The organism is Maricaulis sp., assembly GCF_015665295.1.
In the GTDB taxonomy this organism is placed as follows: Bacteria; Pseudomonadota; Alphaproteobacteria; order Caulobacterales; family Maricaulaceae; genus Maricaulis.
The window spans coordinates 58,878-82,669 of the sequence record NZ_JADFAJ010000027.1; the positions used below are offsets into that span (position 1 = coordinate 58,878).

General features: G+C 62.1%; 24 protein-coding genes. 8 read left to right on the top strand and 16 right to left on the bottom strand.

Translation table 11 applies throughout. The features are described from left to right. On the top strand, positions 1-420 hold the full coding sequence (locus QZZ02_RS12430; RefSeq protein WP_291844855.1) for a DUF1801 domain-containing protein: 420 nt from the start codon (positions 1-3) through the stop codon (positions 418-420). Further along, the gene (gene rnhA, locus QZZ02_RS12435; protein ID WP_291844856.1) at positions 417-860 is read left to right on the top strand and encodes a ribonuclease HI; all 444 of its coding nucleotides are present in this window, start codon (positions 417-419) and stop codon (positions 858-860) included. The genes QZZ02_RS12430 and rnhA overlap by 4 nt, the downstream gene beginning before the upstream one ends. Here rnhA and QZZ02_RS12440 read toward each other — a convergent pair. From QZZ02_RS12440 to QZZ02_RS12460, 5 genes are all read right to left on the bottom strand, one after another. Continuing rightward, the gene (locus tag QZZ02_RS12440; RefSeq protein WP_291844857.1) at positions 838-4,047 is read right to left on the bottom strand and encodes a PAS domain S-box protein; all 3,210 of its coding nucleotides are present in this window, start codon (positions 4,045-4,047) and stop codon (positions 838-840) included. The genes rnhA and QZZ02_RS12440 overlap by 23 nt on opposite strands. Before the next feature lie 124 nt (positions 4,048-4,171). Then, positions 4,172-4,519, bottom strand: a complete 348-nt coding sequence (locus QZZ02_RS12445) for an energy transducer TonB (protein ID WP_291844859.1) — start codon at positions 4,517-4,519, stop codon at positions 4,172-4,174. 138 nt (positions 4,520-4,657) lie between these two features. Further along, the gene (locus QZZ02_RS12450) at positions 4,658-5,122 is read right to left on the bottom strand and encodes an NfeD family protein (RefSeq protein ID WP_291844861.1); all 465 of its coding nucleotides are present in this window, start codon (positions 5,120-5,122) and stop codon (positions 4,658-4,660) included. Between the two features lie 26 nt (positions 5,123-5,148). Continuing rightward, entirely contained in the window at positions 5,149-6,090 is a 942-nt protein-coding gene (locus QZZ02_RS12455; RefSeq protein ID WP_291844862.1) for an SPFH domain-containing protein, read from the bottom strand. Positions 6,091-6,152: 62 nt separating this feature from the next. Next, positions 6,153-6,635, bottom strand: coding sequence for a peroxiredoxin (locus QZZ02_RS12460; protein ID WP_291844863.1), 483 nt, complete (start codon positions 6,633-6,635; stop codon positions 6,153-6,155). A 98-nt stretch (positions 6,636-6,733) separates the two neighbouring features. Between QZZ02_RS12460 and QZZ02_RS12465 the strand changes: the two genes are divergently transcribed. Further along, positions 6,734-7,321, top strand: a complete 588-nt coding sequence (locus QZZ02_RS12465) for a YqgE/AlgH family protein (protein WP_291844864.1) — start codon at positions 6,734-6,736, stop codon at positions 7,319-7,321. A gap of 26 nt (positions 7,322-7,347) precedes the next feature. Beyond that, positions 7,348-7,770 carry a PaaI family thioesterase gene (locus QZZ02_RS12470; protein ID WP_291844865.1) on the top strand — a complete coding sequence of 141 codons (423 nt, stop codon included), beginning with the start codon at positions 7,348-7,350 and terminating at the stop codon, positions 7,768-7,770. Here the strand turns inward: QZZ02_RS12470 and QZZ02_RS12475 are convergent. The 10 genes from QZZ02_RS12475 to coxB all read right to left on the bottom strand — a co-directional run bounded on the left by QZZ02_RS12475 (position 7,767) and on the right by coxB (position 15,864). Next, a complete protein-coding gene (locus QZZ02_RS12475; RefSeq protein WP_291844866.1) occupies positions 7,767-8,903 on the bottom strand; it encodes an EAL domain-containing protein in 1,137 nt (378 codons plus the stop codon). The two genes, QZZ02_RS12470 and QZZ02_RS12475, sit on opposite strands and share 4 nt — an antisense overlap. Then, a complete protein-coding gene (locus QZZ02_RS12480) occupies positions 8,900-9,478 on the bottom strand; it encodes a GNAT family protein (protein ID WP_291844868.1) in 579 nt (192 codons plus the stop codon). Before QZZ02_RS12480 ends, QZZ02_RS12475 begins: the two co-directional genes overlap by 4 nt. Positions 9,479-9,504: 26 nt before the next feature. After that, positions 9,505-10,218: an SURF1 family protein gene (locus QZZ02_RS12485; RefSeq protein WP_291844869.1), complete on the bottom strand. Its 714-nt coding sequence runs from the start codon at positions 10,216-10,218 to the stop codon at positions 9,505-9,507. Between the two features lie 45 nt (positions 10,219-10,263). Further along, complete coding sequence (locus QZZ02_RS12490; RefSeq protein WP_291844870.1) at positions 10,264-10,557, bottom strand: DUF983 domain-containing protein; 294 nt, start codon at positions 10,555-10,557, stop codon at positions 10,264-10,266. A 74-nt stretch (positions 10,558-10,631) separates the two neighbouring features. Beyond that, on the bottom strand, positions 10,632-11,486 hold the full coding sequence (locus QZZ02_RS12495) for a cytochrome c oxidase subunit 3 (RefSeq protein ID WP_291844871.1): 855 nt from the start codon (positions 11,484-11,486) through the stop codon (positions 10,632-10,634). Between the two features lie 70 nt (positions 11,487-11,556). Then, on the bottom strand, positions 11,557-12,123 hold the full coding sequence (locus tag QZZ02_RS12500) for a cytochrome c oxidase assembly protein (RefSeq protein ID WP_291844872.1): 567 nt from the start codon (positions 12,121-12,123) through the stop codon (positions 11,557-11,559). Then, positions 12,120-12,365 (bottom strand): hypothetical protein, encoded by a 246-nt coding sequence (locus QZZ02_RS12505; RefSeq protein ID WP_291844874.1) that lies wholly within the window; start codon positions 12,363-12,365, stop codon positions 12,120-12,122. Before QZZ02_RS12505 ends, QZZ02_RS12500 begins: the two co-directional genes overlap by 4 nt. Continuing rightward, positions 12,365-13,354, bottom strand: coding sequence for a heme o synthase (locus QZZ02_RS12510; protein WP_366511537.1), 990 nt, complete (start codon positions 13,352-13,354; stop codon positions 12,365-12,367). The genes QZZ02_RS12505 and QZZ02_RS12510 overlap by 1 nt, the downstream gene beginning before the upstream one ends. Before the next feature lie 9 nt (positions 13,355-13,363). Next, entirely contained in the window at positions 13,364-14,998 is a 1,635-nt protein-coding gene (gene ctaD / locus QZZ02_RS12515; protein ID WP_291844876.1) for a cytochrome c oxidase subunit I, read from the bottom strand. 14 nt (positions 14,999-15,012) lie between these two features. Beyond that, positions 15,013-15,864, bottom strand: coding sequence for a cytochrome c oxidase subunit II (gene coxB / locus QZZ02_RS12520; RefSeq protein WP_291844877.1), 852 nt, complete (start codon positions 15,862-15,864; stop codon positions 15,013-15,015). A gap of 248 nt (positions 15,865-16,112) precedes the next feature. Here coxB and QZZ02_RS12525 point away from each other — a divergent pair, with 248 nt between their 5' ends. From QZZ02_RS12525 to QZZ02_RS12540, 4 genes are all read left to right on the top strand, one after another. Beyond that, positions 16,113-16,667, top strand: coding sequence for a tetratricopeptide repeat protein (locus tag QZZ02_RS12525; RefSeq protein WP_291844878.1), 555 nt, complete (start codon positions 16,113-16,115; stop codon positions 16,665-16,667). A 112-nt stretch (positions 16,668-16,779) separates the two neighbouring features. Further along, entirely contained in the window at positions 16,780-18,195 is a 1,416-nt protein-coding gene (gene tldD / locus QZZ02_RS12530) for a metalloprotease TldD (RefSeq protein WP_291844879.1), read from the top strand. 288 nt (positions 18,196-18,483) lie between these two features. Further along, positions 18,484-20,559 (top strand): outer membrane beta-barrel protein, encoded by a 2,076-nt coding sequence (locus tag QZZ02_RS12535; protein WP_291844880.1) that lies wholly within the window; start codon positions 18,484-18,486, stop codon positions 20,557-20,559. Between the two features lie 218 nt (positions 20,560-20,777). Next, positions 20,778-21,764: an aspartyl protease family protein gene (locus tag QZZ02_RS12540; protein WP_291844881.1), complete on the top strand. Its 987-nt coding sequence runs from the start codon at positions 20,778-20,780 to the stop codon at positions 21,762-21,764. Between the two features lie 99 nt (positions 21,765-21,863). Here the strand turns inward: QZZ02_RS12540 and QZZ02_RS12545 are convergent, their stop codons facing one another. Next, complete coding sequence (locus tag QZZ02_RS12545; protein WP_291844883.1) at positions 21,864-23,675, bottom strand: peptide MFS transporter; 1,812 nt, start codon at positions 23,673-23,675, stop codon at positions 21,864-21,866. Between the last annotated feature and the right edge of the window lie 117 nt (positions 23,676-23,792).

The following is a 23,792-nucleotide window of genomic DNA, read 5'->3' on the forward strand; positions in this document are numbered from 1 at the left end:
ATGGCCGACAACAAGACCCAGCCTACCGATATCGCGCCGGTCGATTTCATCGCCGGCATCGAGCACCCGACCCGCCGCGCCGACGCGGAAGCCCTGCTCGCGCTGATGACACGTATCACCGGTTGGGAGCCGCAAATGTGGGGCCCCGCCATGATCGGTTTCGGGACCTATCACTACAAATATGAGAGCGGCCGCGAAGGCGATTTCATGCGCACGGGTTTTTCCCCGCGCAAGACCAGCATGGTCGTCTACATCATGCCCGGCTACACCGATCACACCGACAAGCTTGCCCGGCTCGGCAAACACAAGCTTGGCAAGTCCTGCCTTTACATCAACAAGCTGGCCGATGTGGACACAGCAGTCCTCGAAGCGATTATCCGCGCCGGCCTCGACGACATGGCGAAGAAATACCCATTGTGAGCACAATCACCATCCACACTGACGGCGCCTGTTCGGGTAATCCCGGTCCCGGCGGCTGGGGCGCTATCCTGGAATGGAATGGCCACCGCAAGGAACTCAAGGGCGGCGAGGCCGACACCACCAATAACCGCATGGAGATGATGGCGGCCATCCAGGCACTTGAAGCGCTCAAGAAGGCGGATCGCACCGTGGTCCTGATCACGGACAGCGTCTATCTGCGCGATGGCATCACCAAATGGATCCATGGCTGGAAGAAGCGGGGCTGGAAGACAGCGGACAGGAAAGCGGTCAAGAATGTTGATCTGTGGCAGCGCCTCGACGCGCTGACGAGCCAGCACGCAATCGACTGGCGCTGGGTCAAGGGCCATGCCGGGGATCCCGGCAATGAGCGGGCCGACGAACTGGCTCGCGAAGGCCTCAGCGAGGCGCGCCGCCGCTAGCAGACTGCCAATCATAGGAATAATTGGAAAGGGCACGATCCAGGGCGCCGAGCACTTCGGTCAGATTGAGCGGCTTGGTGAAATACCCGGTCGCACCGATAGCGGTGCACATGTCACGCGTCGCCTTCGTGGCATCCGCGGTGAGCGCGAAAATCGGAACACCAGCATAGTCAGACGAGGATGCACGGATACGGCGGATGGCTTCATCACCCGACATGACTGGCATCTGGATATCCATCAGAACGGCATCAATGGGCATGTCCGCCAAGAGGTCCAGCGCTTCCCTGCCGTTCTTGGCGGTTTCTACATGATACTCGTTGTGCTGCAGCAGGGCCGCGATCACCATTAGGTTTGCCTGAACATCATCAACCACCAAAATCCGCTTTCCGCCCACCTCACTTTCAGACGGTTTGCCCGCCAATGGCTCGGCTGCCTCATTTGGGGGGGGCTCAGCCGCGGCGAGCTCAACCTGAAACCAGAACTCTGCGCCTTCCCCGTGGACACTGTTCACTCCGATATCGCCACCCATCAATCCGATCAGTTCCTGGCAGATCGCCAGGCCGAGGCCGGTCCCGCCGAAGCGACGCGTTATGGATGTGTCAGCCTGGACAAACCGGTCAAAAACCAACGTCGTCTGCTCAGGCGACAGGCCCGGGCCCGTATCCTTGACCCGCCATTCAGTTCGCCCGCCCTTTCCAAGCCCCACCCGCAGACTAACCGAGCCTGCTTCGGTGAACTTAATGGCATTTCCAACTATGTTGATTAGCACCTGGCGGATGCGCTTCTCATCACCGACAACCCAGCGGGGCACCTTCGTATCGACCGAGAATTCAAGCTGCAAGCGCTTTTCCTGCGCGCGCAGACTCATCATGTCACCCACAACATCCACAAGCTTGCGCAAGTCAAACGCGGCATTCTCAAGCTCGATTTGACCCGCCTCGATTTTTGAAATGTCCAGGATGTCATCGATCAAGTCAGCGAGAGCCTGACCGGAATTTTTTATGGTTTCAACATGACGTTCCTGCTGCTCGGACAGTTCGGTCATCTGCAATATTTGGGTCATGCCGATCACGCCATTGAGGGGGGTGCGGATCTCGTGGCTCATGTTGGCGAGGAATTCCGATTTGGCCAAGCTGGCACTCTCCGCCTTCTCGCGAGCCGACTCCAGCACCCGTGCCTGCTCGATATCCTCGGTTACATCCATGTGAACACCGGTCAGAATAGGGGGCGCATCAAGGCGTTCCCGATACACACCGAATGATCGAATATGCCGATAATCTCCATCACCGATCCGGTAGCGATACTCCCGCGTAACCCGGCCTTTGGCGGCCATAGCCTGCCTGAATGCCTCCGCGATATCCGCGCGATCATCGGTGTGGATACGAGCCAGCCAATCCGCCGCGTTCGGATTCGGCATATTGTCCGGAATGGCAAATAACCGACGGCTGCCTTCGTCCCAGTTGTACTCGCCCGTTTCCGGGCAAACATCCCAGACACCGATCCCGGAACTGTCCAACGCGACTTCAAGGCGGGTTGAGAGCAGGCGCAGCTCCTCTTCACGCGCGCGTCGCTCGGTAATGTCCTGGAAGGAGCCCACGAGTCGCACAACCTGCCCGTCCTCGATGATGCCGCGCCCGACAGCTCGCACCCATCTCCGGCGCCCCCGCGCCGTGACGAACGGCAGTTCCAGATCCCATGGCTGATGCTTGTCGATACATTGTTGCACCGCCGCAGCAATCGTTTCACGGGCCTCAGGCGCATAGAAGTTGATCGCTGTTTCCATATCAGGCACGTAGTCATCACCGACTTCGTGAATACGGCGGGTTGTCCTGTCCCAGATTGGCGCATTGGCATCAAGGTCGACTTCCCAACTCCCAATGCCTCCAAGCTCTGTAACAGCGGACAAGCGATCCAGAAGCGTGCGATGCCGAAGCTCGCTTTCCACCAAGCCGGCCTCGATTTTCTTACGCTCGGTAATGTCAAATCGAATAAAGATTACGCGCTTAATCTGTCCACTCGCCGAGAGTTGTGGCGCAACTATCGTGTCCACCCAGAACAGGTCGCCGGCTCTCGACTTGTTGCAGATATCGCCACGCCAGGGCTTCCCGGATTGCACGACAGACCACATATCGGTCCAGAACTGGTCGGAGTGTAGACCAGAGCTCTGCAGATCGGCGTGCGTGAGCCCTATGACCTCCTCGCGGCCATAGCCATTGCGGGTGCAGAAGGCATCGTTGACATCGATAATCTTGCCTTGGGCGTCAGTCTGGCTGAAAATGGTTTGCTGACGTATGACGCCCATCAAGGAACGCAACTCATCAAGCGCCGAGGTCAGCCTCTGCGCAATCGCATTGCGCTCGGTTATGTCAGTCTCGACAGCCATGAAGCCCGTACATACGCCGGCCTCCCAGATCGGCATCAAGTCGATCTGAACAGTATAGAGATTTCCGTTCTTGTGCCTGTTGACGATTTCCACCTGGCACTCCGCACCCATTCGGATGGCGTCGGACATCTTTCGGATTGAACCGGAAGACGACTGCTCGCATTGAAGCATGTCACCGGGCTTCTGCCCGAGCGCCTCCGTTATCGTGAAGCCTGACAATCGCTCAAATGCAGGATTGACCCACTCGATCCGGCCTGCCCGATCTGTGATAATCACGGCATTGTTGGTATGCCGTGCCAGCATCGCCAGGCGGCGATGCTCGCCCGATCTGGCCCGTTCCCGGATCAACTCCTGGATCATTCGGGCCAGTTTCACCAAGCGGTCGCGTGTTTTGGCGTCGAGGCGCAAAGGCTGATCATGAATTGCGCACAGGGTCCCGATTTTCTCGCCACCCTTCAGTGTCAGCGGGACACCGGCATAACCGCGGATATGCGGCGCCCCCGTAACCAGCGGGTTCTCCACGAACAAGGGATCGTTGAAGGTGTCATGGACCTCGTAAACACCATCCTGCTGGATCGCGTAGTGACAAAAGGCCCAGGATCGCGGCGTCTCACTCGCCGGCAGGTTCTTGGCTGATTTGAACCATTGCCGATCCTTGTCGACCAAGGAGACTGCCGCCATCCTTGCACCAGTCAAAGCCGTGACAAGATCAGTAATGACCTCGAACTCATCCTCAATATCGGTGTCGAGGATATGCAGGCCGTGCAAGGCGTTCAGGCGATCTTGCTCGCTTATCGGCGGCATGGGCGGGTTCCATCAGAGCGGGCTTTTTTTGTGCCTGACGGGAGTATCCGGCGGAAATGGGGAACAAAACGTAAAGAGCCGCCCGATGACGGGCGGCCCTTCAACCTCGCAAACAACTTGAACCCTAGTCGTTCAGGCGGAATTCCAGCTCGCGGGAATGGCCATCGGTCTGCGCGGCCGCCGGCGCATAGCGCCAGCTCTCGATCGCCGACAGGGCGGCGCGATCAAACACGCCTTCCGGGTTGGCTTCCACGACCTGGGCGTCGACCACATTGCCGTCTGCGTCGATCGAGTAGGCAATGCGGACCGTGCCCTCAATGCCGCGACGCTCGGCGCCACGCGGATATTCCGGCGCGACCAGCTCGACGGATTGACGCTCGGGACCGTTGCTGGCGGCAGCCGGTGCGCTCAGGGCGACCGGAGCGACAATGGCGGACAGACAGACAAGGGCGGAAAGGAATTGGTTTTTCATGGCGCTCACTCGGGCGTTGTTGATAACGAATGCGAGCGCGGATTTAGGCCGAAGAAATTGCTACAGGCTTGCTGGAAACGCTAAAAATTGAGCGAACCCTGTCATATGATATGCGCAGGGCCCGCCCGATTGCTTCACTTACGAAGAAACTCGCAGGACAACACCATTGATCGCCTCGACCGTAAGCGTCGACCCGGGCGCCGGATTGCTGCCATCCGCAGTTTCGGCGGCCCATTCGCTATCGCCGTATTTGACCCGGCCGCGGCCGGCAGAGAAGGCAGCCACAACGATGACGCGCTGGCCGATCATGCGGGAGGAACGGTCATTCAGCCCGCTTGCTGCGCCGGCTTTCAGGGCCGGCCGGACCCAGCGGTCACCCACCCACAGCAGACCCACCGACAGGATGGCGAAGATGCCCAGCTGGACCGGCCAGCTCACCCCGAGCATTTCCAGGGCAACAAAGCCGGTCAGGAATGCCGCGGCAGCGGGCCACAGGAGATAGGTGGTTCCGGTGAGCAGTTCGGCGATCAGGATCACCCCGGCAATCGCCCACCAGGCCCAGAGATTCATGCGGTCGAAGACCGACATCAACAAGTCCATCATGTCACCTCCTTCTCAGGCATATGGCATCAGCCCTTGCGGGTGGCCTCGGAGACCGCGTCGTGGGCCGCCTTGCCGAGCTCGCCAACCCCTGTGATCGTGGACAGGATGTTGGAGAATTCCGCCGGGATGATGACCGTGCGTTGCTGCTCGCTGGTCGCCAGTTTTCCGAACGCCTCGATGTATTTCTGGCCGAGGAAGTAGTTGATCGCGGAGACATCGCCCTTGCTGATCGCATCCGACACCATCTGTGTCGCGCGCGCCTCGGCCTCGGCCTCGCGTTCGCGGGCCTCGGCATCGAGAAAGGCACTTTCCTTGCGGCCTTCGGCCTCGCGGATCGCAGCTTCCTTCTCGCCTTCGGCGCGCAGGATGGCCGACTGCTTGGCACCTTCGGCTTCAAGGATCTCGGCGCGCTTCAGGCGTTCCGCCTTCATCTGCCGGGCCATGGCCTCGGTGATGTCGACCGGCGGCGACAGGTCACGGATTTCCATGCGCGTGACCTTGGCACCCCAGGGGTTGGTCGCGGCATCGATCACGCTCAGAAGACGGGCATTGATCTCGTCACGCTTGGACAGGGTTTCATCCAGGTCCATGGCGCCGATCACCGTTCGCACATTGGTCAGCGACAGATTGATGATGGCAAAGTCAAGATTGTCGACCTCATAGGCCGCCCGCGGTGCATCGAGAACCTGGATAAACACCACGGCATCAACCGAAACGGTGGCGTTGTCCTTGGTGATGACGTCCTGGTTCGGCACGTCGAGCACGCGCTCGCGCATGTTCATCTTGTAGCCGACCGTATCAACAAAGGGCGTCAGGAAGTGAAGGCCGGGTTTAAGGGTTCGCGTGTAGCGTCCGAAACGCTCGACCGTGAATTCCTTGCCCTGCGGCACCGTCTTGATCACCGAAGCGATGATGAACAGTGCCAGCAAGAACAGGACACCAATACCGATCAAACCGAAGTCCAACATGCGAACCCCTCCCGTTTTGTATCTGATCCGCCCCCCATCGGGACGGACCGGTGGGCGACGTCCTAGAGCTGACCGAGAATATGGTCGGCAGACGACACCTTGAATTCACCCGGCGCCTCGACATTGAGCTCGGCGACCACGCCATCCTTCACCAGGATGGAAAAACGTTGTGCACGGACACCCATGCCGAAGCCGGTTCCGTCCATTTCCAGGCCAACCGCCTTGGCGAACTCGCCATTGCCGTCTGCCAGCATGAGAACTTCGTCGCCGGCATTCTGCGACTTCGCCCAGGCATCCATGACGAAAACGTCATTGACCGACAGGCAGGCGATCGTGTCGACGCCCTTGGCCTTGATGTCTGCCGCCTTCTCGATGAAGCCCGGCAGGTGTTTGGCCGAGCAGGTCGGCGTGAAGGCACCCGGCACCGCGAACAGGGCGACGGTTTTGCCGGCGAACACGTCATCCGTGCTCAGCTTGTTCGGGCCGTCCGCCGTCATGGTCATGAAGGTGGCAGCGGGAAGGCGATCTCCGACCGAGATGGTCATGGCATTTCTCCTGTGGATCAATCGTGGCGGGTATCCGCACGGCAAGATAGCGGGAACCCGACTGGACGCATCCCCCATTTGGGGAGAACATAGCCACCATGGAACCCGCAACTGCGACAGATGTGGACGAGACCTTCCTCGGCGGCAAGCTTTTGATTGCCACGCCAAGCATCGGTGATCCGCGCTTCGACCGCACCGTCATCCTGATGTGCGATCACAGCCCGGACCATGCGATGGGCATCATCATCAACAAGCCAGCCGATGACCTGCGCCTGCCTGAATTATTTGGGCAATTAGGGGTGGAGGGCAGTCGCCAGGCGCCCGACAGGGCGGTGCTTGTCGGCGGACCGGTCGACCAGGACCGCGGCTTTGTCCTGCACACGCGGGACTATTCCACCAGCGACGCGACCTTGCCCGTCAGTGCGCGAATCGGTCTGACCGCGACCAAGGACGTGCTCGACGCGATCGCCTCGGCTGATCCGCCACAGCGCAGCCTGCTGGCGCTCGGCTATACCGGCTGGGGCGCCGGCCAGCTTGAAAAGGAGCTGGCGGCCAATGCCTGGCTTGTCGCCGAGCTGGACGAGGCCCTTGTCTTTGATACCGCCAATGACGAGAAATGGCCGCGGGCGCTGGAACTTCTCGGCATCAGCCCCGAACACCTCTCCACCCTGTCCGGTCACGCCTGACCAACGCCCTCATTCCGGAAAACAGCATGGCTCCCCAAATCGTGGACAGCGGCGAATTCGCCGGCTGGCGCATCTGGCCCAATGATCCGTTCGAACAGACCGCCGGCCCCTTTTACATGCGCGTCGGGACGGAGGGGCCGGAGATGGCGTTTCGCGCCGGGCGCCGCCATCTCAACGGCATGGGCGCGGTTCATGGTGGCTGTCTGATGAGTTTTGCGGACTTCGCCCTGTTCGGCATCGCCCATGAAGCCCTCGCCCCGTCCGGCTATGGCGTCACCGTGGCCTTCACCTCGGAATTCATCGCGGGCGCCGCCGAAGGCCAGCTTGTCGAAGCACGGGGCGAGGTGTTGCGAGCCGGGGGATCGCTGATCTTCGTGCGCGGACTGATCACCGCCGACGGCACGCCCTGCCTCAATTTTTCGGGAACGCTGAAGCGCCTGCGAGGCTAGGCTTCGGGCGGCAGGAAGCGACCGCTGACACCCTCGACAACGGCTTTCTCGGCTGCGTCAGGCGCGAGCGCGCCGGCATAGCGATAGCCTTGCGCATACTGGCAGCCCATGGCGGCGAGCCGGTCGGCGGCGGCGACATTCTCGATCCCTTCAGCGACCACTTTCATGCCGAAATGCGAGGCCAGCTGGATCACGGATTTCACGACGGTCCCGGCCGCCTCGTCGCCGGCCATGGCGCGGATGAAATAGCGGTCAATCTTGACCACATTGAAGGGCAGCATGTCGAGCCGCGCCAGCGAGGAATAGCCGGTGCCGAAATCATCCAGCGCCAGCGAGACGCCGCCGCCGGCGAGGCGCTGCATGGCCGCCGCCGCCAGGTCCGGGTCCTGCATGATCTCGGTCTCGGCGATTTCCAGCTTGAAGGCACCGTCCGGAAGCTTCGCGTCCGAGACGGTCTGCAGGAGACCCGTGACGAAGGCCGGGTCAACCAGTTCGCTGACTGTCGCATTGGCGGAGACGAAGATGTTGCGGGCGGTCGGATGCGCCACCCGCCAGGACGACAGGTCGGCGGCAGCATGGCCGCGCACCGTCGTACTGATGCGATTGAGCAGGTCGAGTTCGCCGGCCATGACCAGAAAATCGTCCGGTGACAGCACGCCGAAGCCGGGCCGGTCCCAGCGCGCCAGCGCCTCAAACCCGGCCAGGCGGCCCGTATCGAGCGCGATGATCGGCTGATACCAGGCCAGCACTTCGCCATTGTCGACCCCGTTTGCTAGCGCGTGCTCCTCGCCAATGCGTCCGGCGAGGTCGCGGGTGACGCCGGCCGGGGTCATCAGACCCTCGATCCGGCCATCCCCGATCGAACGCCCGAGCAGCCGGACATAGGTGAGCTGGCCACCATTGCCGATCAGACGGATACGCAGATCGACGGCATCTCCGGCCATGGCCGCCGCCAGGCGTGTCTGGTCAGCCGGGCCAAGCCGGTCGAGGAAGGCCTGCCAGGCCATGGTTTCCGCGTCCAGACCGAAGGCGGCACCATCACCGGTCAGGCGGACATGACCGGCCACCGGGTCACAGGCGAAGGCCACCGCGCCCGCCGCCCTGACGCCGGCCTCATACCCGGCTTCCGTCATAGGCGCGGATCGGTGGAGATGATGGCGAAGCGATCATGGTCGCGCCATTCGCCGGCGATATTGAGGAAGGCGCGCGAGCGGCCCTCATGCATGAAGCCGACCGATTCGAGCAGGGTGCGCGAGGCCTGGTTGGTCGGCTGGCAGGCCGCCTCGACGCGGTGCAGGCGCAACTCGTCGAAAGCGAAGGCCAGGACCCGGCGCACGGCTGCCCGGGTATGCCCCTTGCGGACATAGGGCGAGCCGATCCAGTAGCCGATATCGGCCGATTGCAGCACGCCGCGCCGGACATTGTTGAGATTGCAGGCGCCCAGCAGGACATCATCGCGCGCGCGCACCACGAAGAAGGGATAGCCCAGCCCGCCTTCACGGTCGGCCTGGTAGCGGTCGATGCGGCGGCGGAATGCGCCCTTGGACAGCTCGTCGCTGGTCCAGGCCGGTTCCCATGGCTCGGTATGGCTGCGCGAGGCGCTGCGCAGCTTGGCCCAGTCTTCATAGTCAGACAGGGTGGGGGCTCGCAGCCGGATGCCCTGCCCGGCCAGGGTCTCGTCCCAGGAAGTTTCGCGCCAGACTGCCAAATGCCATCTCCCGTATGGGGCGGATACTAGTCCGCCTTCTGATTCTTGTCGCCATCCTGCGGTGGCGTTGACAGGCGCAGCCGGCCGCGGCTGACGTGCAGGGCGAGATACACCCCGATGAGGGCCAGCGCCAGACCATACCAGGTCAGGGCATAGCCCAGATGCTTGGCCGGCGGCGTCCGGCTCAGCGAGGACGGAATGCCCGTGTCGGCCCTCGCCCAGACCGGCAGCAAGGCTGCCGGATCAATCCCGAACGCCTCTGCCATCGCCTCTGCATCATGGCTATACCACTGATTGGTATCCGGATCGTTTCCGGCGCTGAAAACGGTTGCAGCCGGCGGCGTTTCGATGCGCCAGCGCCGGATGCTCTCCTGTTCACCGGAGCGCAGGTCCTCGAAAGCGATCTCGACAAGCAAGTAGCGCTGCGGCGCATCGGCCTCGCAGGCGGGCGCGCGCATCAGGGCCAGCCGCATCCAGCCGGCCGTGTCCCGCAGTGTGTAAAAGCGCAGCGTCTCGCCGGTCAGCGGAACCGGGCCGGTCACCGGCGGCGAAAAAGCCTGCCCGGACTGCGAGCACAGCGCTTCATGGAAACCGATCGCGTCGCCGCGCATTTCCCAGGCCGCGAGCCGGTCGGCCTTCCACGCCATGCGCTGCATCTGCCAGCTGCCAAGCCAGACCAGCAGGGCAAGGCTGGCGAGCGTGAAAGCGGTGAGCAGCGGAAGCGGCCGGAAACGGGGCATGTCAGATCGGTGTCCATCACCTGGAGCGGGGCCATGCGAGTGGCCTCAATCGTCCAGCCGCGCCTCCCGGGCGTCATGCTGGAATTGCAGGGCAAAGAGCAAGCCCTTGATCGGGCGCAGCGTCATGATGCAGGCGACTGGCACAAAAGGCAGCTGGAGCAGGGCGTGAACCCACCAGGCCGGGTGGAAGGCGGCCTCGACCAGAAGGAAGAGAACCATGGCCAGGAAACCGACGATGAAGAGCACGAAAACCGAAGCTCCGTCGCCAACATCGGCGCTTTCGAAATCGGCCCCGCAAACATCACAGCGCGGCGCGATTTTGAGCATTCCGTCGAACATGGCGCCCTCCCCGCATTTCGGGCAGCGTCCCTGGACGCCGGTCGAAAACGGGGAGGGCTTTGTCATGTCGCCGGTCAGCCTTGGTAGACGACGTAGACGAAGGCGAACAGGAAGAGCCAGACCACGTCAACGAAGTGCCAGTACCAGGCTGCTGCTTCGAGGCCGAAATGCTTCTTTGCGCTCATCTGGCCAGCCAGGAGGCGGAACAGGCAGACAGCCAGGAAGATGGTACCGATGACGACGTGCGCGCCGTGGAAACCGGTCGCCATGAAGAAGGTGGAACCGTAGAGATTGCCGCCATCAGCCATCGAGAAGGCGAATTCCGCATGGGAATACTCGATCACCTGCAGGCTGGTAAAGGCGAGGCCAAGCACGACCGTGAAGATCAGGCCGATGATGGCCCCCTTGCGATCATCATGCTGCAGCGCGTGGTGGGCCCAGGTCACCGTGGTGCCCGAAAGCAGCAGGATGAGCGTGTTCATCAGGGGAAGGTGCCAAGGATCGAAAGTCTCGACACCGGCCGGCGGCCAGGTCGCAAGCGCCGGATCAATACGGACATCGTGGAAGATGGCGTATTCAAAGAAGGCCCAGAACCAGGCGACGAAGAACATGACTTCCGAGGCGATGAACAGGATCATGCCATAGCGCATGCCGATATCGACAACGGCCGTATGGTCGCCGCGCTTGGATTCCTTGATCATGTCGCCCCACCAGCCAATCATCGTCCAGATGACGATGAGGAAGCCGAGGGCGAGGCCGCCCCAGGAGCCTTCGCCATACATGAAGGCAATCGGGTGATCCGGACCGACCAGGCCGGCCATGTTGCCGACGGCACCAATGGCCAGAAGGAAAGCGCCCACCGAGCCCACAAACGGCCACGGGCTCGGGTCAACCAGGTGGTAGTCGTGTTTGGCAGCATGCCCAGCCATCGCGAATCTCCTGCGATCTCAAATCAGCGAAGTGTGCCCCTGATACGCGGCACACCCGAAAGGTTCAATGCTAAGGCGCGGCGTCGGTGTTGGCCGAGGCCCCGTCTTGGGACTCAAAAAACGTATAGGACAGGGTGATCGCACTGACATCATCAAGTCGCGGTTCTTCGGCAATCAGCGGATCAACGAAGAAGAGGACCGGCATTTCGATGCTCTCACCCGGCTGCAGCGTCTGCTCGGTAAAGCAGAAACATTCCAGCTTGGAAAAGTAGGACGCAACCTTGTAGGGCGCGACATTATAGGTCGCCACGCCGGTGACCGGCTGGCTGGAATTATTGGTCGCCGTATAATAGGCGAGCGCGGTTTCGCCGACCCGGACCGTAATCGAACGCTGCGCCGGCTCGAAGGTCCAGGGCAGGTTGCGATTGGTGTTGGCGTCGAAATAGACGGTGACTTCGCGATCGAGGATTTCCCCGGCTTCGCCGACGGCAACCTGGGTCGTGCCGCCATAGCCGGTGACCTTGCAGAACAGGTCATAGAGCGGCACGGCAGCATAGGCCGCGCCCACCATCAGGGCCGCGGTCAGCGCTGCAAAAGCGGCGACCCGCGCATTCCTGTTGAGCGGACGACGGGTCATGAGGCCACTCCCGCAGCGATATTCTGGCTCAGGCGCACCACGGTGATCGCAAAGACGGCGACCATGAAGCCGACCAGCGACAGCGCAATCACAACATTGCGGCGGCCCCGCGCCTTTTCCTGCTCCGGCGTCAGCCGTACCGTCTCGGTCGACTGCGTGTAGTCAGGCTGTTTCGACTCAACGACCTGTTCGATCATGTCGGCGACAGTTTTCTTCGATTTGCCGTTTTCAGTCTCGGTCATCATCCCACTCCCGGAATGGCGACATAAGCACCAAATGCGTGCTCAACAATCAATGCGGCAAAAAGGACCGTCAGATAGCCGATCGAATAGGCAAACAGGTCGCGCGCCGCCTTGTCGCCGGAGCGGACGGCGTAGAGCGCGCCCTCTTCCGCCGAACCCGCCTCACCGGCGCGTGAGCGGTAGACCCGCCAGGCCAGCAGCAGGAAGAGCGCCCCGCCGCCCAGCGAGGTCGCGGCATAGACCGCGCCGCCCAGCTCGGTGAGGACCGGAGCACCGGCAAAGATCACCAGCACGATGGAATAGAGCAGGATCTGCAAACGGGTTGACCCGGCACCCTTTGCCACCGGCATCATCGGCACATTGGCCGCTGCATAGTCACCAGACTTGTAGAGCGCCAGAGCCCAGGAATGGGGCGGCGTCCACAGGAAGATGATCATGAAGAGGATAAACGCATCGAGCGAGATCTCGCCGGTCACCGCGACCCAGCCGATCATGGGCGGGAAGGCACCGGCGGCACCGCCAATGACGATATTCTGCGGCGTCGAGCGCTTGAGGATCATCGTGTAGATGACGGCATAGAAGAAGATGGAGAAGGCCAGCAGGCCGGCCGCCAGATAATTGCTCGCCAGCGCCATCAGGAGGACCGACAGGATGGCGGCCACCACGCCAAAGCCATAAGCATTGGCCACCGAAACCACGCCGCGCGGGATGGGACGCTTGCGCGTGCGCTGCATGGTGGCGTCGATATCGGCGTCATAGGCCATGTTGAGCGCACCCGCCGCACCGGCGCCGACGGCCAGGCAGAGGATCGACATGAAGGCCAGGAAAGGATCGGCATCGACCGGCGCCGCGATGAGACCGGCAAAGGCCGTGAAGACGACCAGCGTCATCACCCGCGGTTTCATCAGGTCAAAATAGTCGCGGGGCGAGGCTGTCGAAACAGCCTCGCCCTCTGCGCGATGGTTGCTTGGGGTCACAAGAGTGTCCAAGATGAACCCTTATTTGATCTTCGGCAGTTCGGAGAACTGGTGGAAGGGCGGCGGCGAGGACAGCGTCCACTCGAGCGTGGTTGCGCCTTCACCCCACGGATTGGCATCCGCCTTGCGGCGACGGATCATCGCGTCGATGAGCACGGCGAAGAACAGCACCATGCCGACCAGCATGATCACATAGCCCCAGGAAGACACGGCGTTCCAGAACTCGAAGGCATCCGGATAGTCGACATAGCGACGCGGCATGCCGTTCAGGCCGAGGAAGTGCTGCGGGAAGAAGATCACGTTGGCGCCGATGAAGAAGAAGAAGAACTGGGCGCGTGCGAGGAAGGAGTTGTACTTCACGCCGAAGATCTTCTCGAACCAGTAGTACCAGCCGGCAAAGATCGCGAACACGGCGCCGAGCGACAGCACGTAGTGGAAGTGCGCCACCACGTAATAGGTGTCGTGCAGCGACTGGTCGACGCCGGCATTGGCCAGAACAACGCCCGTCACACCGCCAACGGTGAACAGGAAGATGAAGCCGATGGCCCACATCATCGGGGTGCGGAACTCGATCGAGCCACCCCACATCGTCGCAATCCAGGAGAAGATCTTGATGCCCGTCGGCACGGCGATGACCATGGTCGCGGCCACGAAATAGGCCTTCAGGTCAACCGGCATGCCAACGGTGTACATGTGGTGCGCCCACACGATGAAGCCGATGAAACCGATCGCCACCATGGCATAGGCCATCCCGAGATAACCGAAGATCGGCTTGCGCGAGAAGGTCGACACGACGTGCGACACGATGCCGAAACCGGGCAGGATGAGAATGTAGACTTCCGGGTGACCGAAGAACCAGAACAGGTGCTGGTACATGACCGGGTCACCGCCACCTTCGGGTGCGAAGAAGGCCGTGCCGAAATTGCGGTCGGTCAGCAGCATGGTGAGTGCGCCGGCGAGAACCGGCAGCGACAGCAGCAGCAGGAAGACCGTCACCAGAACCGACCACACGAAGAGCGGCATCTTGTGGATGGTCATGCCCGGAGCGCGCATGTTGAAGATCGTGGTGATGAAGTTGATGGCACCGAGGATCGACGAGACACCGGCAATGTGCAGCGACAGGATCAGGAGATCCATCGCCGGCCCGTTATGGCCGGAGGTCGAGAGCGGCGGGTAGAGCACCCAGCCGCCACCAAAGCCGAGATCGGCACCGGCACCCGGCACGAACATCGACATCAGGGCCAGCGCGAAGGAGGCCGGCAGCAGCCAGAAGGAGATATTGTTCATCCGCGGGAAGGCCATGTCGGGCGCGCCGATCATGAGCGGGACAAACCAGTTGCCGAAACCGCCGATCATCGCCGGCATGACCATGAAGAAGATCATGATCAGGGCGTGCATCGTGGTCACGACATTATAATTGTGGGCGTTGCCGAAAATGGCACCCCAGCCGGTATCCTCACCGGTGAAGACCTGGAGGCCCGGCTCCATCAATTCCCAGCGGATCAGGCCGGACAGGCCGCCACCGATGATCCCCGCGAAAATCGCGAAGACCAGGTACATCGTACCGATGTCCTTGTGGTTGGTGGACAGCACCCAGCGGCGCCAGTCCCACAGGCTCGGAGTATGATCGTCGTGCGTTGCGGCGTCAGCAGACATGGTTCAGCCCATCCCTAGTCGAGTTGCGCCAGGCGCGTTTCCCGCGCGGCGGTGTATTCAGCAATGATGGTATCGGCAGCCTCGGAGTACTCGTCCTCGGCCTTGGCCGCGATCCAGGCGTCGAAGACATCCTGGGGGACAACGTGCACTTCGATCGGCATGAAAGCGTGGCGGAGACCGCACAGCTCGGAGCATTGACCGTAGTAGACACCTTCCTGAGTCGCCTGGAACCAGGCTTCGTTGATGCGGCCCGGAATGGCATCCATCTTGGTCCCGAAAGACGGCATCGCCCAGTTGTGGATCACGTCGGACGCGGTGACCTGCAGGCGGACGGTCGCATTGACCGGCACCACCAGCGGATAATCAACCGACAGGTTGCGCAGCTGGCCCGGCTGGAGATCCTCTTCCTCGATCATGTTCGAGAAATATTCCGCGACCTCATGATCGGGATACTCGTAGGACCAGTTCCACTGATTGCCGGTCGCTTTCAGCGTGAAATCGATTTCCGGCGGGATCTCGTCCTGCAGGTAGAGCAGCGGGAAGGACGGAATGGCGATCCCGATCAGGATCAGGACCGGCACCGCTGTCCAGACAACCTCGAGCAGCGTGTTGTGGCTGTTCTTGGAAGGCGTCGGATTGGCCTTCCGGTTGTAGCGGATCATGACGTAGATCAGCAGCCCCATCACAAAGAGCGTGATGATGGTGATCAGAACCAGCAGGATATTATGGAAAGAGGTGACCTCCTCCATAATCGGCGTCACGGCAGGCTGAAAGCCCAGCGCTCCGTCAGTCGGCTGGCCGGGCGTCGCGAAGGCGCCGGCGGCGAAGGTCGTCCAAGTGAGCGCAAGTGCGGTCAGGAATCGCATGGCTTCCCCATACAAGTCAGTCATTAAGGCGGGAATCCCCCACCGATGGCGGCGGAATATAGAGCCCGTCTCCGGCCCTGTCAGGCCATCAACGGTATTTTTTCTCGTGTCATTCACACTGGGCGCCGCATTACAGGAGAAAGTCCGCCTGTAAAAGGCCGCATGCCCAGCTCTCGAACTTATGATCAGTCGTTATTTCCATACTGCCTTATCATGGAGCTGTTCATAGCAACGGAAAGGAGCGAACGATGCGTCCATTCGTCTCACTCGCTGCCCTGGCAGTTTGTATGAGTACCGGCGCCGCCCATGGCCAGCTGCTTGTCCTGGGACGATCGCCGGCAGCCACCTGTTACGATCACGCCCTGCATGAGCGCCATGACATGGCGTCGATTCGTGACTGTGACATCGCCCTGCAGGACATCCGCGTGACCCGGCGGGACCGGGCCGCAACGCTGGTCAATCGCGGCATCCTCAATATTCACCGCGGCCGTGGCAGCGATGCCATCGCCGACTTCGACTCGGCCCAACGCATGGATGTCATCCCCAATGCGGTGCTCGCCGTGAACCGGTCCAGCGCCCTGATTCGCCTCGGGCGCTACCAGGAAGCGGTCGCAGAAGCCGACATTGCCATTCGCGGTCGCGGTGAAAGTGAGGCCGATGCCTGGTTCAATCGGGCCGTCGCGCTCGAGGCACTCGGTGAGCTGGCGGCCGCCTATGATTCCTACCGCCAGGCGCGTCACCTGCGTCCCGGCTGGGATCAGCCCGAAGCGGAACTGGCACGGTTCAGCATCAACTCGCGATGACGCGCAGGCCGACGCGGATGGTCCCCACTGTCGACACTGCGCGTCGGCGTGTTCACCCCCGGGGTCAGCTCGACTATGTATGGAGTCGAGAAACCCCGGGAGTGCGCGCGTCATGTCCGATGATCCGATCAGCCAGTTCGATTTCGATGCCGACAGCGTGCAGCCCATTTTGCACGATGCCCTGCACGGCGCCGATGATGGCGAACTCTTCCTCGAGACCGAGGTCGCCGAGTCCCTGGTCTTCGATGATGGCCGGCTGAAAGCTGCCAATCTCGACTCCTCGCGCGGCTTCGGCCTGCGCTGCGTGGCTGGCGACGCGTACGGCTATGCCCACTCGTCCGATCCCAGCCTGGAAGCGGTGAAGCGCGCGGCTGAAGCGGCATCGGCGGTCAAGCGCGGCCATGCCGGCGTGCTGGCGCCGCCACCGGCCGGCACCAATCGCCGACTCTATGACGCGATCGACCCGGTCGCCCGGCCGGGTTTCGAGACCAAGGCCGCCCTGCTTCAGGAGATTGATGCCTACTGCAGGACCCGGGACGCCAGCGTGGTCCAGGTCTCGGCCTCGATCGCCGGCGCCAAGCGCTCGGTGTCGATCCTGCGGGCCGGCGGCGACCTGAAAACCGATATCCGCCCGCTTGTCCGCCTCAATGTTTCCGTGACCGTCGAACGCAATGGACGCCGCGAGACAGGATCGGCCGGCGCCGGCGGCCGGGCCGAGTTTGATCGCTGGATCACCCCGGACGCCTGGAAGCCGCTGGCCGACGAGGCCCTGCGCATCGCCCGGGTCAATTTGGACGCGGTCGACGCGCCAGCCGGCGTGTTCGACGTCGTGCTCGGGCCGGGCTGGCCGGCTGTTCTGCTACACGAGGCGGTCGGTCACGGGCTGGAGGGCGATTTCAACCGCAAGGGCTCGTCCGCCTTCGCCGGCCGCATGGGCCAGCAGGTGGCTGCCAGGGGGGTTACCGTGATCGATGACGGGACCATGCCGGAACGGCGCGGCTCGCTGACCATTGATGATGAGGGCACGCCGACCGAACGCTCGATCCTGATCGAGGACGGCATCCTGACCGGCTATATGCAGGACCGCATGAATGCGCGCCTGATGGGCCAGAAGCCGACCGGCAATGGTCGCCGCCAGTCCTATGCCCACCCGCCACTGCCGCGCATGACGAATACCTACATGCTGGCTGGCGAGCACAAGCGCGAGGAAATGGTCGAAAGCCTGAAGGACGGCATCTATGCCGTGAATTTCGGTGGCGGCCAGGTCGACATCACCTCGGGCAAATTCGTGTTCCAGTGCACCGAGGCCTATCGGGTCAAGGACGGCAAGGTTGTCGCTCCGGTCAAGGGCGCCACCCTGATCGGCGATGGTCCCACCGCCCTCACCCAGATCACCATGATCGGCGATGATTTCGAGATGGATCCGGGCGTCGGCATGTGCGGCAAGGCGGGCCAGGGCGTTCCGGTCGGAGTCGGCCAGCCGAGCCTGAAAATCTCCGGCCTGACCGTGGGCGGATCCGGCGGCTGATCGCATGATCAAGGGCCGAGTACCGACCGTGACCAAAATTTCATGTCCGGACCATTACCGGAGCGTGATCGGTCGGGGCGAAACTAAATGCATAAAATTCAATAACTTGCTAGCATACCTACATCGCTTAGCAGCTGCACCATAACATGTCCGTGACCAACCTTACGGAAGCTTACGTAGCGTCCTGCAGCGGCCACGCCTAGAGCCTCAGCCAAGGGGAGTTGGGCAGGTACAAAGCGTAGGGACATTATGCGAGGGATTTTGAAAAGGAGCGCCGCTGGCATCGCCATGTGCGCACTCACGGGTGCATCTGCATTCGCACTGCAGGACGGCCCGGCCGCCAGCAATTCGCCGCTCATCCGGACCCAGTCCGGCGTGGCCACCTATGAACCCGGTTTCTTCACCGACTACGCGCCCGTTACGGCGCTGGACATGGTCTCCCGCGTTCCGGGCTTCGGCCTGTCCAACGGCGATACCAGCCGCCGCGGGCTAGGCGACAGTTTCGGCAATCTGCTGATCGACGGACGCCGCCCGTCCAACAAGTCGCTGTCGCTGGAGACGGTGCTGCAGCGCATACCGGTCGCCGATGTCGAGCGTCTCGAACTGATCCAGGAAGCGCTGCCGCAGTACGACATGCGCGGCCATTCGCGCCTCGTGAATGTGATCCTGCGCGAAGGTGCCGGACAGTCAGGCTCCTGGGATGCCCGGATCCAGCTGTCCGACAGCGGGCGGCTCGGCCCGCGCATCATCGCCTCCTACTCCACGCCCGTCGGCCCGACCGAAATGACCTTCGGCATCGACACCGGCATGAGCGGCAACCGCATCCGCCTGCGCGACAGCCTGTATGACGAGACCGGTACGGAGGTCTTCCGCGGTCGCGACAATGACCAGCGCCATTATCAGGAGATCGCGCCGAGCTGGTCGATGAACTGGGATATCGATGATGAGTCCCGCCTGCGCCTTGATGCCCGAGCCAATGTCTGGACCTGGCACCGGGTGCGTTACAGCGATGTCGATTCGGTTTCCGGCACGTCACTCACGCCCCACCGGATCGAGCACAATGAGACGGAAAACCATGGCAGCTTCTATTCCGGCACGCTGTCATACCAGCGCGACCTGACCGATCAGGTCTCAACCGAGACCATGTTCCTGGTGACGCGTGAGCGTTATGAGGATGGTCCGGAGGCCTATGAGGAATACGATCCGGCGACCGGCTTCATCGAGGCGGTGATCGTCGATGCCGAGGGGCAGATCGAGGAAACGGCTTTCCGGCAGACCCTGTCCTGGGACCCGAATGAGCGCCATTCGCTGGAGTTCGGCGGCGAGTATGCCCTCAATGCCCGCGAGACCGACCTGGCACTGAACTATAATGACGGCACAACGATCACGCCGATCGACCTGCCTGTCGCCTCGACCCGGGTCGAGGAAGCGCGCAGCGAGATTTTCGCCAACCATGTCTGGCAGATCAATGACCGGGTCAGTCTGGAAAGCGGTCTGCGGTATGAGTTTTCCGAGATCACCCAGACCGGCGATGCCCAGCAGACACGCTCCTTCACCTATCCCAAACCGAGCGTGACGCTGAATTACCGCTCCGATGACCGCAATCGCTTCCGCCTCAGCGGGCTGCGTGATGTCGCGCAGCTGGAATTCGGCAAGTTCGCCTCCTCGGTCGATCCGGCCGACAATAACTCCACGCTGGGCAATCCCGACTATGTGCCGCAACGCACATGGACGATCGAAGGTGAGTGGGAGCGTCGCTTCGGCGATGAAGGCTCCTTCTCGCTGCAGATCGGCTATGACTGGGTCGAGGATCTCGACGGCTGGGTGCCGATAACCACACCGAACGGCGTGTTCGACGCGCCCGGCAATATCGGTGACGGCACCAATCTTCGCGTCACCGGCAACATGACCACGCCGCTCGACTCGCTCGGCCTCGACAATGCCGTTCTCGACGTCTTTCTCGAGTGGTACGACACCAATGTCGAGGATCCGCTGACCGGCGAGGATCGTCACTGGTCAGGCTATCGCGAATGGGAGTTGCGGCTCGATTTCCGCCAGACCTTCCCGCAAAGCCAGATGGCCTGGGGCTGGGATTATTTCTGGCTCTCGGACGGCGAGACCTTCCGGGCCCAGGAATACCAGCAGCATGACAATACCGATGGCGATCTGGACATCTATGTCGAGACCACGCGCTTCTTCGGCGTCACGCTGCGGGCCCAGGTCGATGGCGTCTTCAACAATGGCGATGACCGCCAGCGCGTCTTCTATGACGGCTCGAGGGCCGACGGCATCATCGATGCGGTCGAGTATCGCAATATCTCGATGGGCCGGACATTCCAGATCAGTGCACGCAGCACTTTCTAGACAGGTTCAGCCCGGATCCGGGCTGCGGCGTCGCGAATCGGCACCCATGGCACGGCCATGGGTGCCCTTCACAATCAAGCGAGCCGGCTCGCTATTCACTGGGCAGCGGGCCCGGTACGCGTCAAGATCGGATCGATGTCCTGTGTCGGCCCCGGGGGCAGCCGGCACGCATGCCGCAGCGTCCTCTGCTGCCGGCAATCACAGGAGCCTGCTGGCCAATGCCCCAAATACCGTCCCCCGCGGCGATCCTGTCCTGCCTCGCCATGGCGCTCGCGCTGGCAGTCGGATTGAGCAGACCGGCTTCCGCCATAACCCTGCAGCTCGCCGAGGCTGCCCGCGTCAACACTGAAGCTGGCCGGACCATCGAGCTGACACGCGCTGAAAGCGGACATCTGCTACTGCCTGTCACGATCAACGGAACCGGTCCCTTCACCTTCATCCTGGATACCGGGGCCAGCCACACCGCCATTGCCCAACCCGTCGTCGAGGCGCTTGGATTTGAATCGCAATGGGTGGATTTCGATCCGGTCCAATCGATCAATACGCGCTTCGATGCAGAACGTTTCGTGGTCGATGCGCTGGCACTGGCGAGTTTCCAGCCGGTACGTCTGAACAGCGTTGTCATTCCCGTCGCCGAAAACCATCCGCTCGCAGTGGTCGGCCTGATCGGCGCGGATGCGATGATCGCCGATCGTTACGAGATCAATGTTGAGGCGGCGCGGCTGAGCCTGGGTTCTCCTGCCCTTGAATACCGCGATGGCACCGTCGACCACCGCGGACTGATGCTCGGCATGGCGCGCCTGCGTCAGCTCGAACGGCCGATCCACGTCCTCATCGACACCGGAAGCGCCCAGACCCTGGTCAATCCGGCCATGGGCGACATGCTCCAGCGCCCCGGGTTTTCCGTCCTGGTACGCGGTGAGGTCCACGGCGTCGCGGCCATTGAGGGCGAGGAAGCGGAACCGATCCGGATTCGCTCGCTCCAGGTCGGTGGCCTGTGCATCGACGTACTCGACGCCCTGGAAGCCGATCTCGGCGTGTTCGAGGCCATGAACTGGGACCGGACCCCCGCCATCGTCATCGGCATGGACATGTTGCGCCACGCCCGCCTTCGCGTCGACCGGCGGGCCGGCGCCTTCGAACTTACCGGAACAACAAACGGTACGGATTGCTCCGGCGACCGGGTCCAGATGCCCGGCCTCTAGATCGTCGCCGAACCGGCGCAAAGAAAAAGGCCGCGGAACCGAAGTTCCGCGGCCTTTCTCATATCGGCATCGGTCGAGGCTTTGAGCCGTGTGGACCGGCTAGCGATCCACCGAAGGGCCACCGGCCTCTGTTTCGGTCGGATGCGCGATGATCTTGGTCCCGTCGGCACCCGCCATCAGCCATTTGATGATCGGTGAGATGAGCAGCATCACGAGCGCAATTCCCATGCCGACCAAGCCGACATTCGAATAGACCTCGACATAGCCCGCCTTGGCAGCGGCGACGTCTGTCAACTGACCGCCGATCGTTTCCGCACCGGTCGACGATGCGATCACACCCGCCAGGAAGTTGGACAGGCCCGAATAGAGGAACCAGGCCCCCATCGTCATGCCGACCACCTGCGGCGGTGCCAGCTTGGTCACGGCGGACAGGCCGACCGGCGAGACCATCAACTCACCCATGGTGTGGATCCAGTAGATGAGGAAGATGAAGTAGACCGCCGTCAGACCGGTTGCGCCACTCACACCCATGCCACCGACAAGCGTGTAGAAACCCAGGCCGGCCATGAAGACGCCGAGAGCGAACTTCACGGGCGTCGACGGGTTCCAGCCCTTCTTGGCCAGGGCGATCCACAACCAGGCCACAAGCGGCGCGAAGATGAAGATGAAGCCTGCATTGAGTGACTGGAAGACCGGCGCCGGAACAGACCAGCCGAACATGGTGCGGTCGACCAGACGGTCGGTGAACAGGTTCAGCGAGGAACCCGCCTGTTCGAACAGGGCCCAGAACGGGATCTGCGCGAGCACGAAATAAATCGCCGCGAACATCTTCTTGCGTTCGTCGCCCTGGGTCTTGAGGACAGCATAGGCGACCAGGACGAGGAACATGATGATGCCAAGCCAGCCGGCGACATCCGCGAACATGTCGGGGAATTTCACGATCGCCATCGACACCAGAATGATGGCGATACCGGACGCATAACAGGCCCATTCGACGTTCAGGAAGCCGAGGACCTTTTCCTTCAGCTTGGCCGGGTTTGGCGGTTCGGCGCGACCTTCCAGCCAGGGCTGGAAGAAGAGGAATGTCAGAAGACCGGCCAGCATGCCGATACCGGCCAGGCCGAAGCCCCAGGCCCAGCCCCAGTAAATCCCGATGATCCCGACCGAGAAGGAAGCCAGGAAGGAACCGAGATTGATCCCCATGTAGAAGATCGTGAAACCGGAATCCCGGCGCGTGTCGCCCAGCCCGTAAAGAGAGCCGACAATCGTCGAGATATTGGCTTTCAGGAAGCCGACACCGGCAATGATGAAGGCCAGGGCCAGGTAGAGGATGTTGACGAAGAGCTCTTCGCGCTCGATCCGGGTCATGTCCGACGAGAAAGGCATTTCAGCCGGCAGGCCGACCAGGTCCGGCTCCGCCACCTGCATCAGCGTGCCACTTTCCGCGAAACTGATCTGCGAGACAGCGCCGTCCGCTGCAATCACGATCTGGTTGGCGTCGCCACCCCGACCGTCGAGTGTCAACTGATACTCGGAACCCTGATAGTCGAAGACTTCGCGCGAACCGCTGCCCTCGAAGGCCATCAGGCCGTGGCCGATGACCAGCAGGATGGCACCGTAGGTCACCGCTTTTCGCTGCCCGAGATAACGGTCGGCCAGCGTGCCGCCAATGATCGTCATGATGTAGACGAGCGCCGTGTAGGCGCCGTACATGATGCCCGAACGCTCATCCGAGAACAGGAAGTGCTGTGTCAGGTAGATGATCAGCAGGCCGCGCATCCCGTAATAGGAAAAGCGCTCCCACATCTCGGTCAGGAACAGGATGGCCAGCCCCTTCGGATGTCCGAAGAAGGAGGTGTCCTTGTTTTCTTGATTGGGTGCATTACCCGGCGTTGCGGTTGTGTCCGTCACGCGTCTCTCCCCAGTACCCGCCCCACGCGGGCTTTAAATAGGCGCGCAATTGACCACGCGCACGGGGAAGGCTCAAGCCTCGAGGGCGGCCTGATGCATGGGAGCGCTACACATTGC

Coding starts and splice junctions, on each gene's coding strand:
- QZZ02_RS12430 (WP_291844855.1), top strand. CDS start 1: ATGGCCGACAACAAGACCCAGCCTACCGATATCGCGCCGGTCGATTTC.
- QZZ02_RS12440 (WP_291844857.1), bottom strand. CDS start 4,047: ATGCCGCCGATAAGCGAGCAAGATCGCCTGAACGCCTTGCACGGCCTG.
- QZZ02_RS12445 (WP_291844859.1), bottom strand. CDS start 4,519: ATGAAAAACCAATTCCTTTCCGCCCTTGTCTGTCTGTCCGCCATTGTC.
- QZZ02_RS12450 (WP_291844861.1), bottom strand. CDS start 5,122: ATGATGGACTTGTTGATGTCGGTCTTCGACCGCATGAATCTCTGGGCC.
- QZZ02_RS12455 (WP_291844862.1), bottom strand. CDS start 6,090: ATGTTGGACTTCGGTTTGATCGGTATTGGTGTCCTGTTCTTGCTGGCA.
- QZZ02_RS12460 (WP_291844863.1), bottom strand. CDS start 6,635: ATGACCATCTCGGTCGGAGATCGCCTTCCCGCTGCCACCTTCATGACC.
- QZZ02_RS12465 (WP_291844864.1), top strand. CDS start 6,734: ATGGAACCCGCAACTGCGACAGATGTGGACGAGACCTTCCTCGGCGGC.
- QZZ02_RS12470 (WP_291844865.1), top strand. CDS start 7,348: ATGGCTCCCCAAATCGTGGACAGCGGCGAATTCGCCGGCTGGCGCATC.
- QZZ02_RS12475 (WP_291844866.1), bottom strand. CDS start 8,903: ATGACGGAAGCCGGGTATGAGGCCGGCGTCAGGGCGGCGGGCGCGGTG.
- QZZ02_RS12485 (WP_291844869.1), bottom strand. CDS start 10,218: ATGCCCCGTTTCCGGCCGCTTCCGCTGCTCACCGCTTTCACGCTCGCC.
- QZZ02_RS12490 (WP_291844870.1), bottom strand. CDS start 10,557: ATGTTCGACGGAATGCTCAAAATCGCGCCGCGCTGTGATGTTTGCGGG.
- QZZ02_RS12495 (WP_291844871.1), bottom strand. CDS start 11,486: ATGGCTGGGCATGCTGCCAAACACGACTACCACCTGGTTGACCCGAGC.
- QZZ02_RS12500 (WP_291844872.1), bottom strand. CDS start 12,123: ATGACCCGTCGTCCGCTCAACAGGAATGCGCGGGTCGCCGCTTTTGCA.
- QZZ02_RS12505 (WP_291844874.1), bottom strand. CDS start 12,365: ATGACCGAGACTGAAAACGGCAAATCGAAGAAAACTGTCGCCGACATG.
- ctaD (WP_291844876.1), bottom strand. CDS start 14,998: ATGTCTGCTGACGCCGCAACGCACGACGATCATACTCCGAGCCTGTGG.
- coxB (WP_291844877.1), bottom strand. CDS start 15,864: ATGCGATTCCTGACCGCACTTGCGCTCACTTGGACGACCTTCGCCGCC.
- QZZ02_RS12525 (WP_291844878.1), top strand. CDS start 16,113: ATGCGTCCATTCGTCTCACTCGCTGCCCTGGCAGTTTGTATGAGTACC.
- tldD (WP_291844879.1), top strand. CDS start 16,780: ATGTCCGATGATCCGATCAGCCAGTTCGATTTCGATGCCGACAGCGTG.
- QZZ02_RS12535 (WP_291844880.1), top strand. CDS start 18,484: ATGTGCGCACTCACGGGTGCATCTGCATTCGCACTGCAGGACGGCCCG.
- QZZ02_RS12540 (WP_291844881.1), top strand. CDS start 20,778: ATGCCCCAAATACCGTCCCCCGCGGCGATCCTGTCCTGCCTCGCCATG.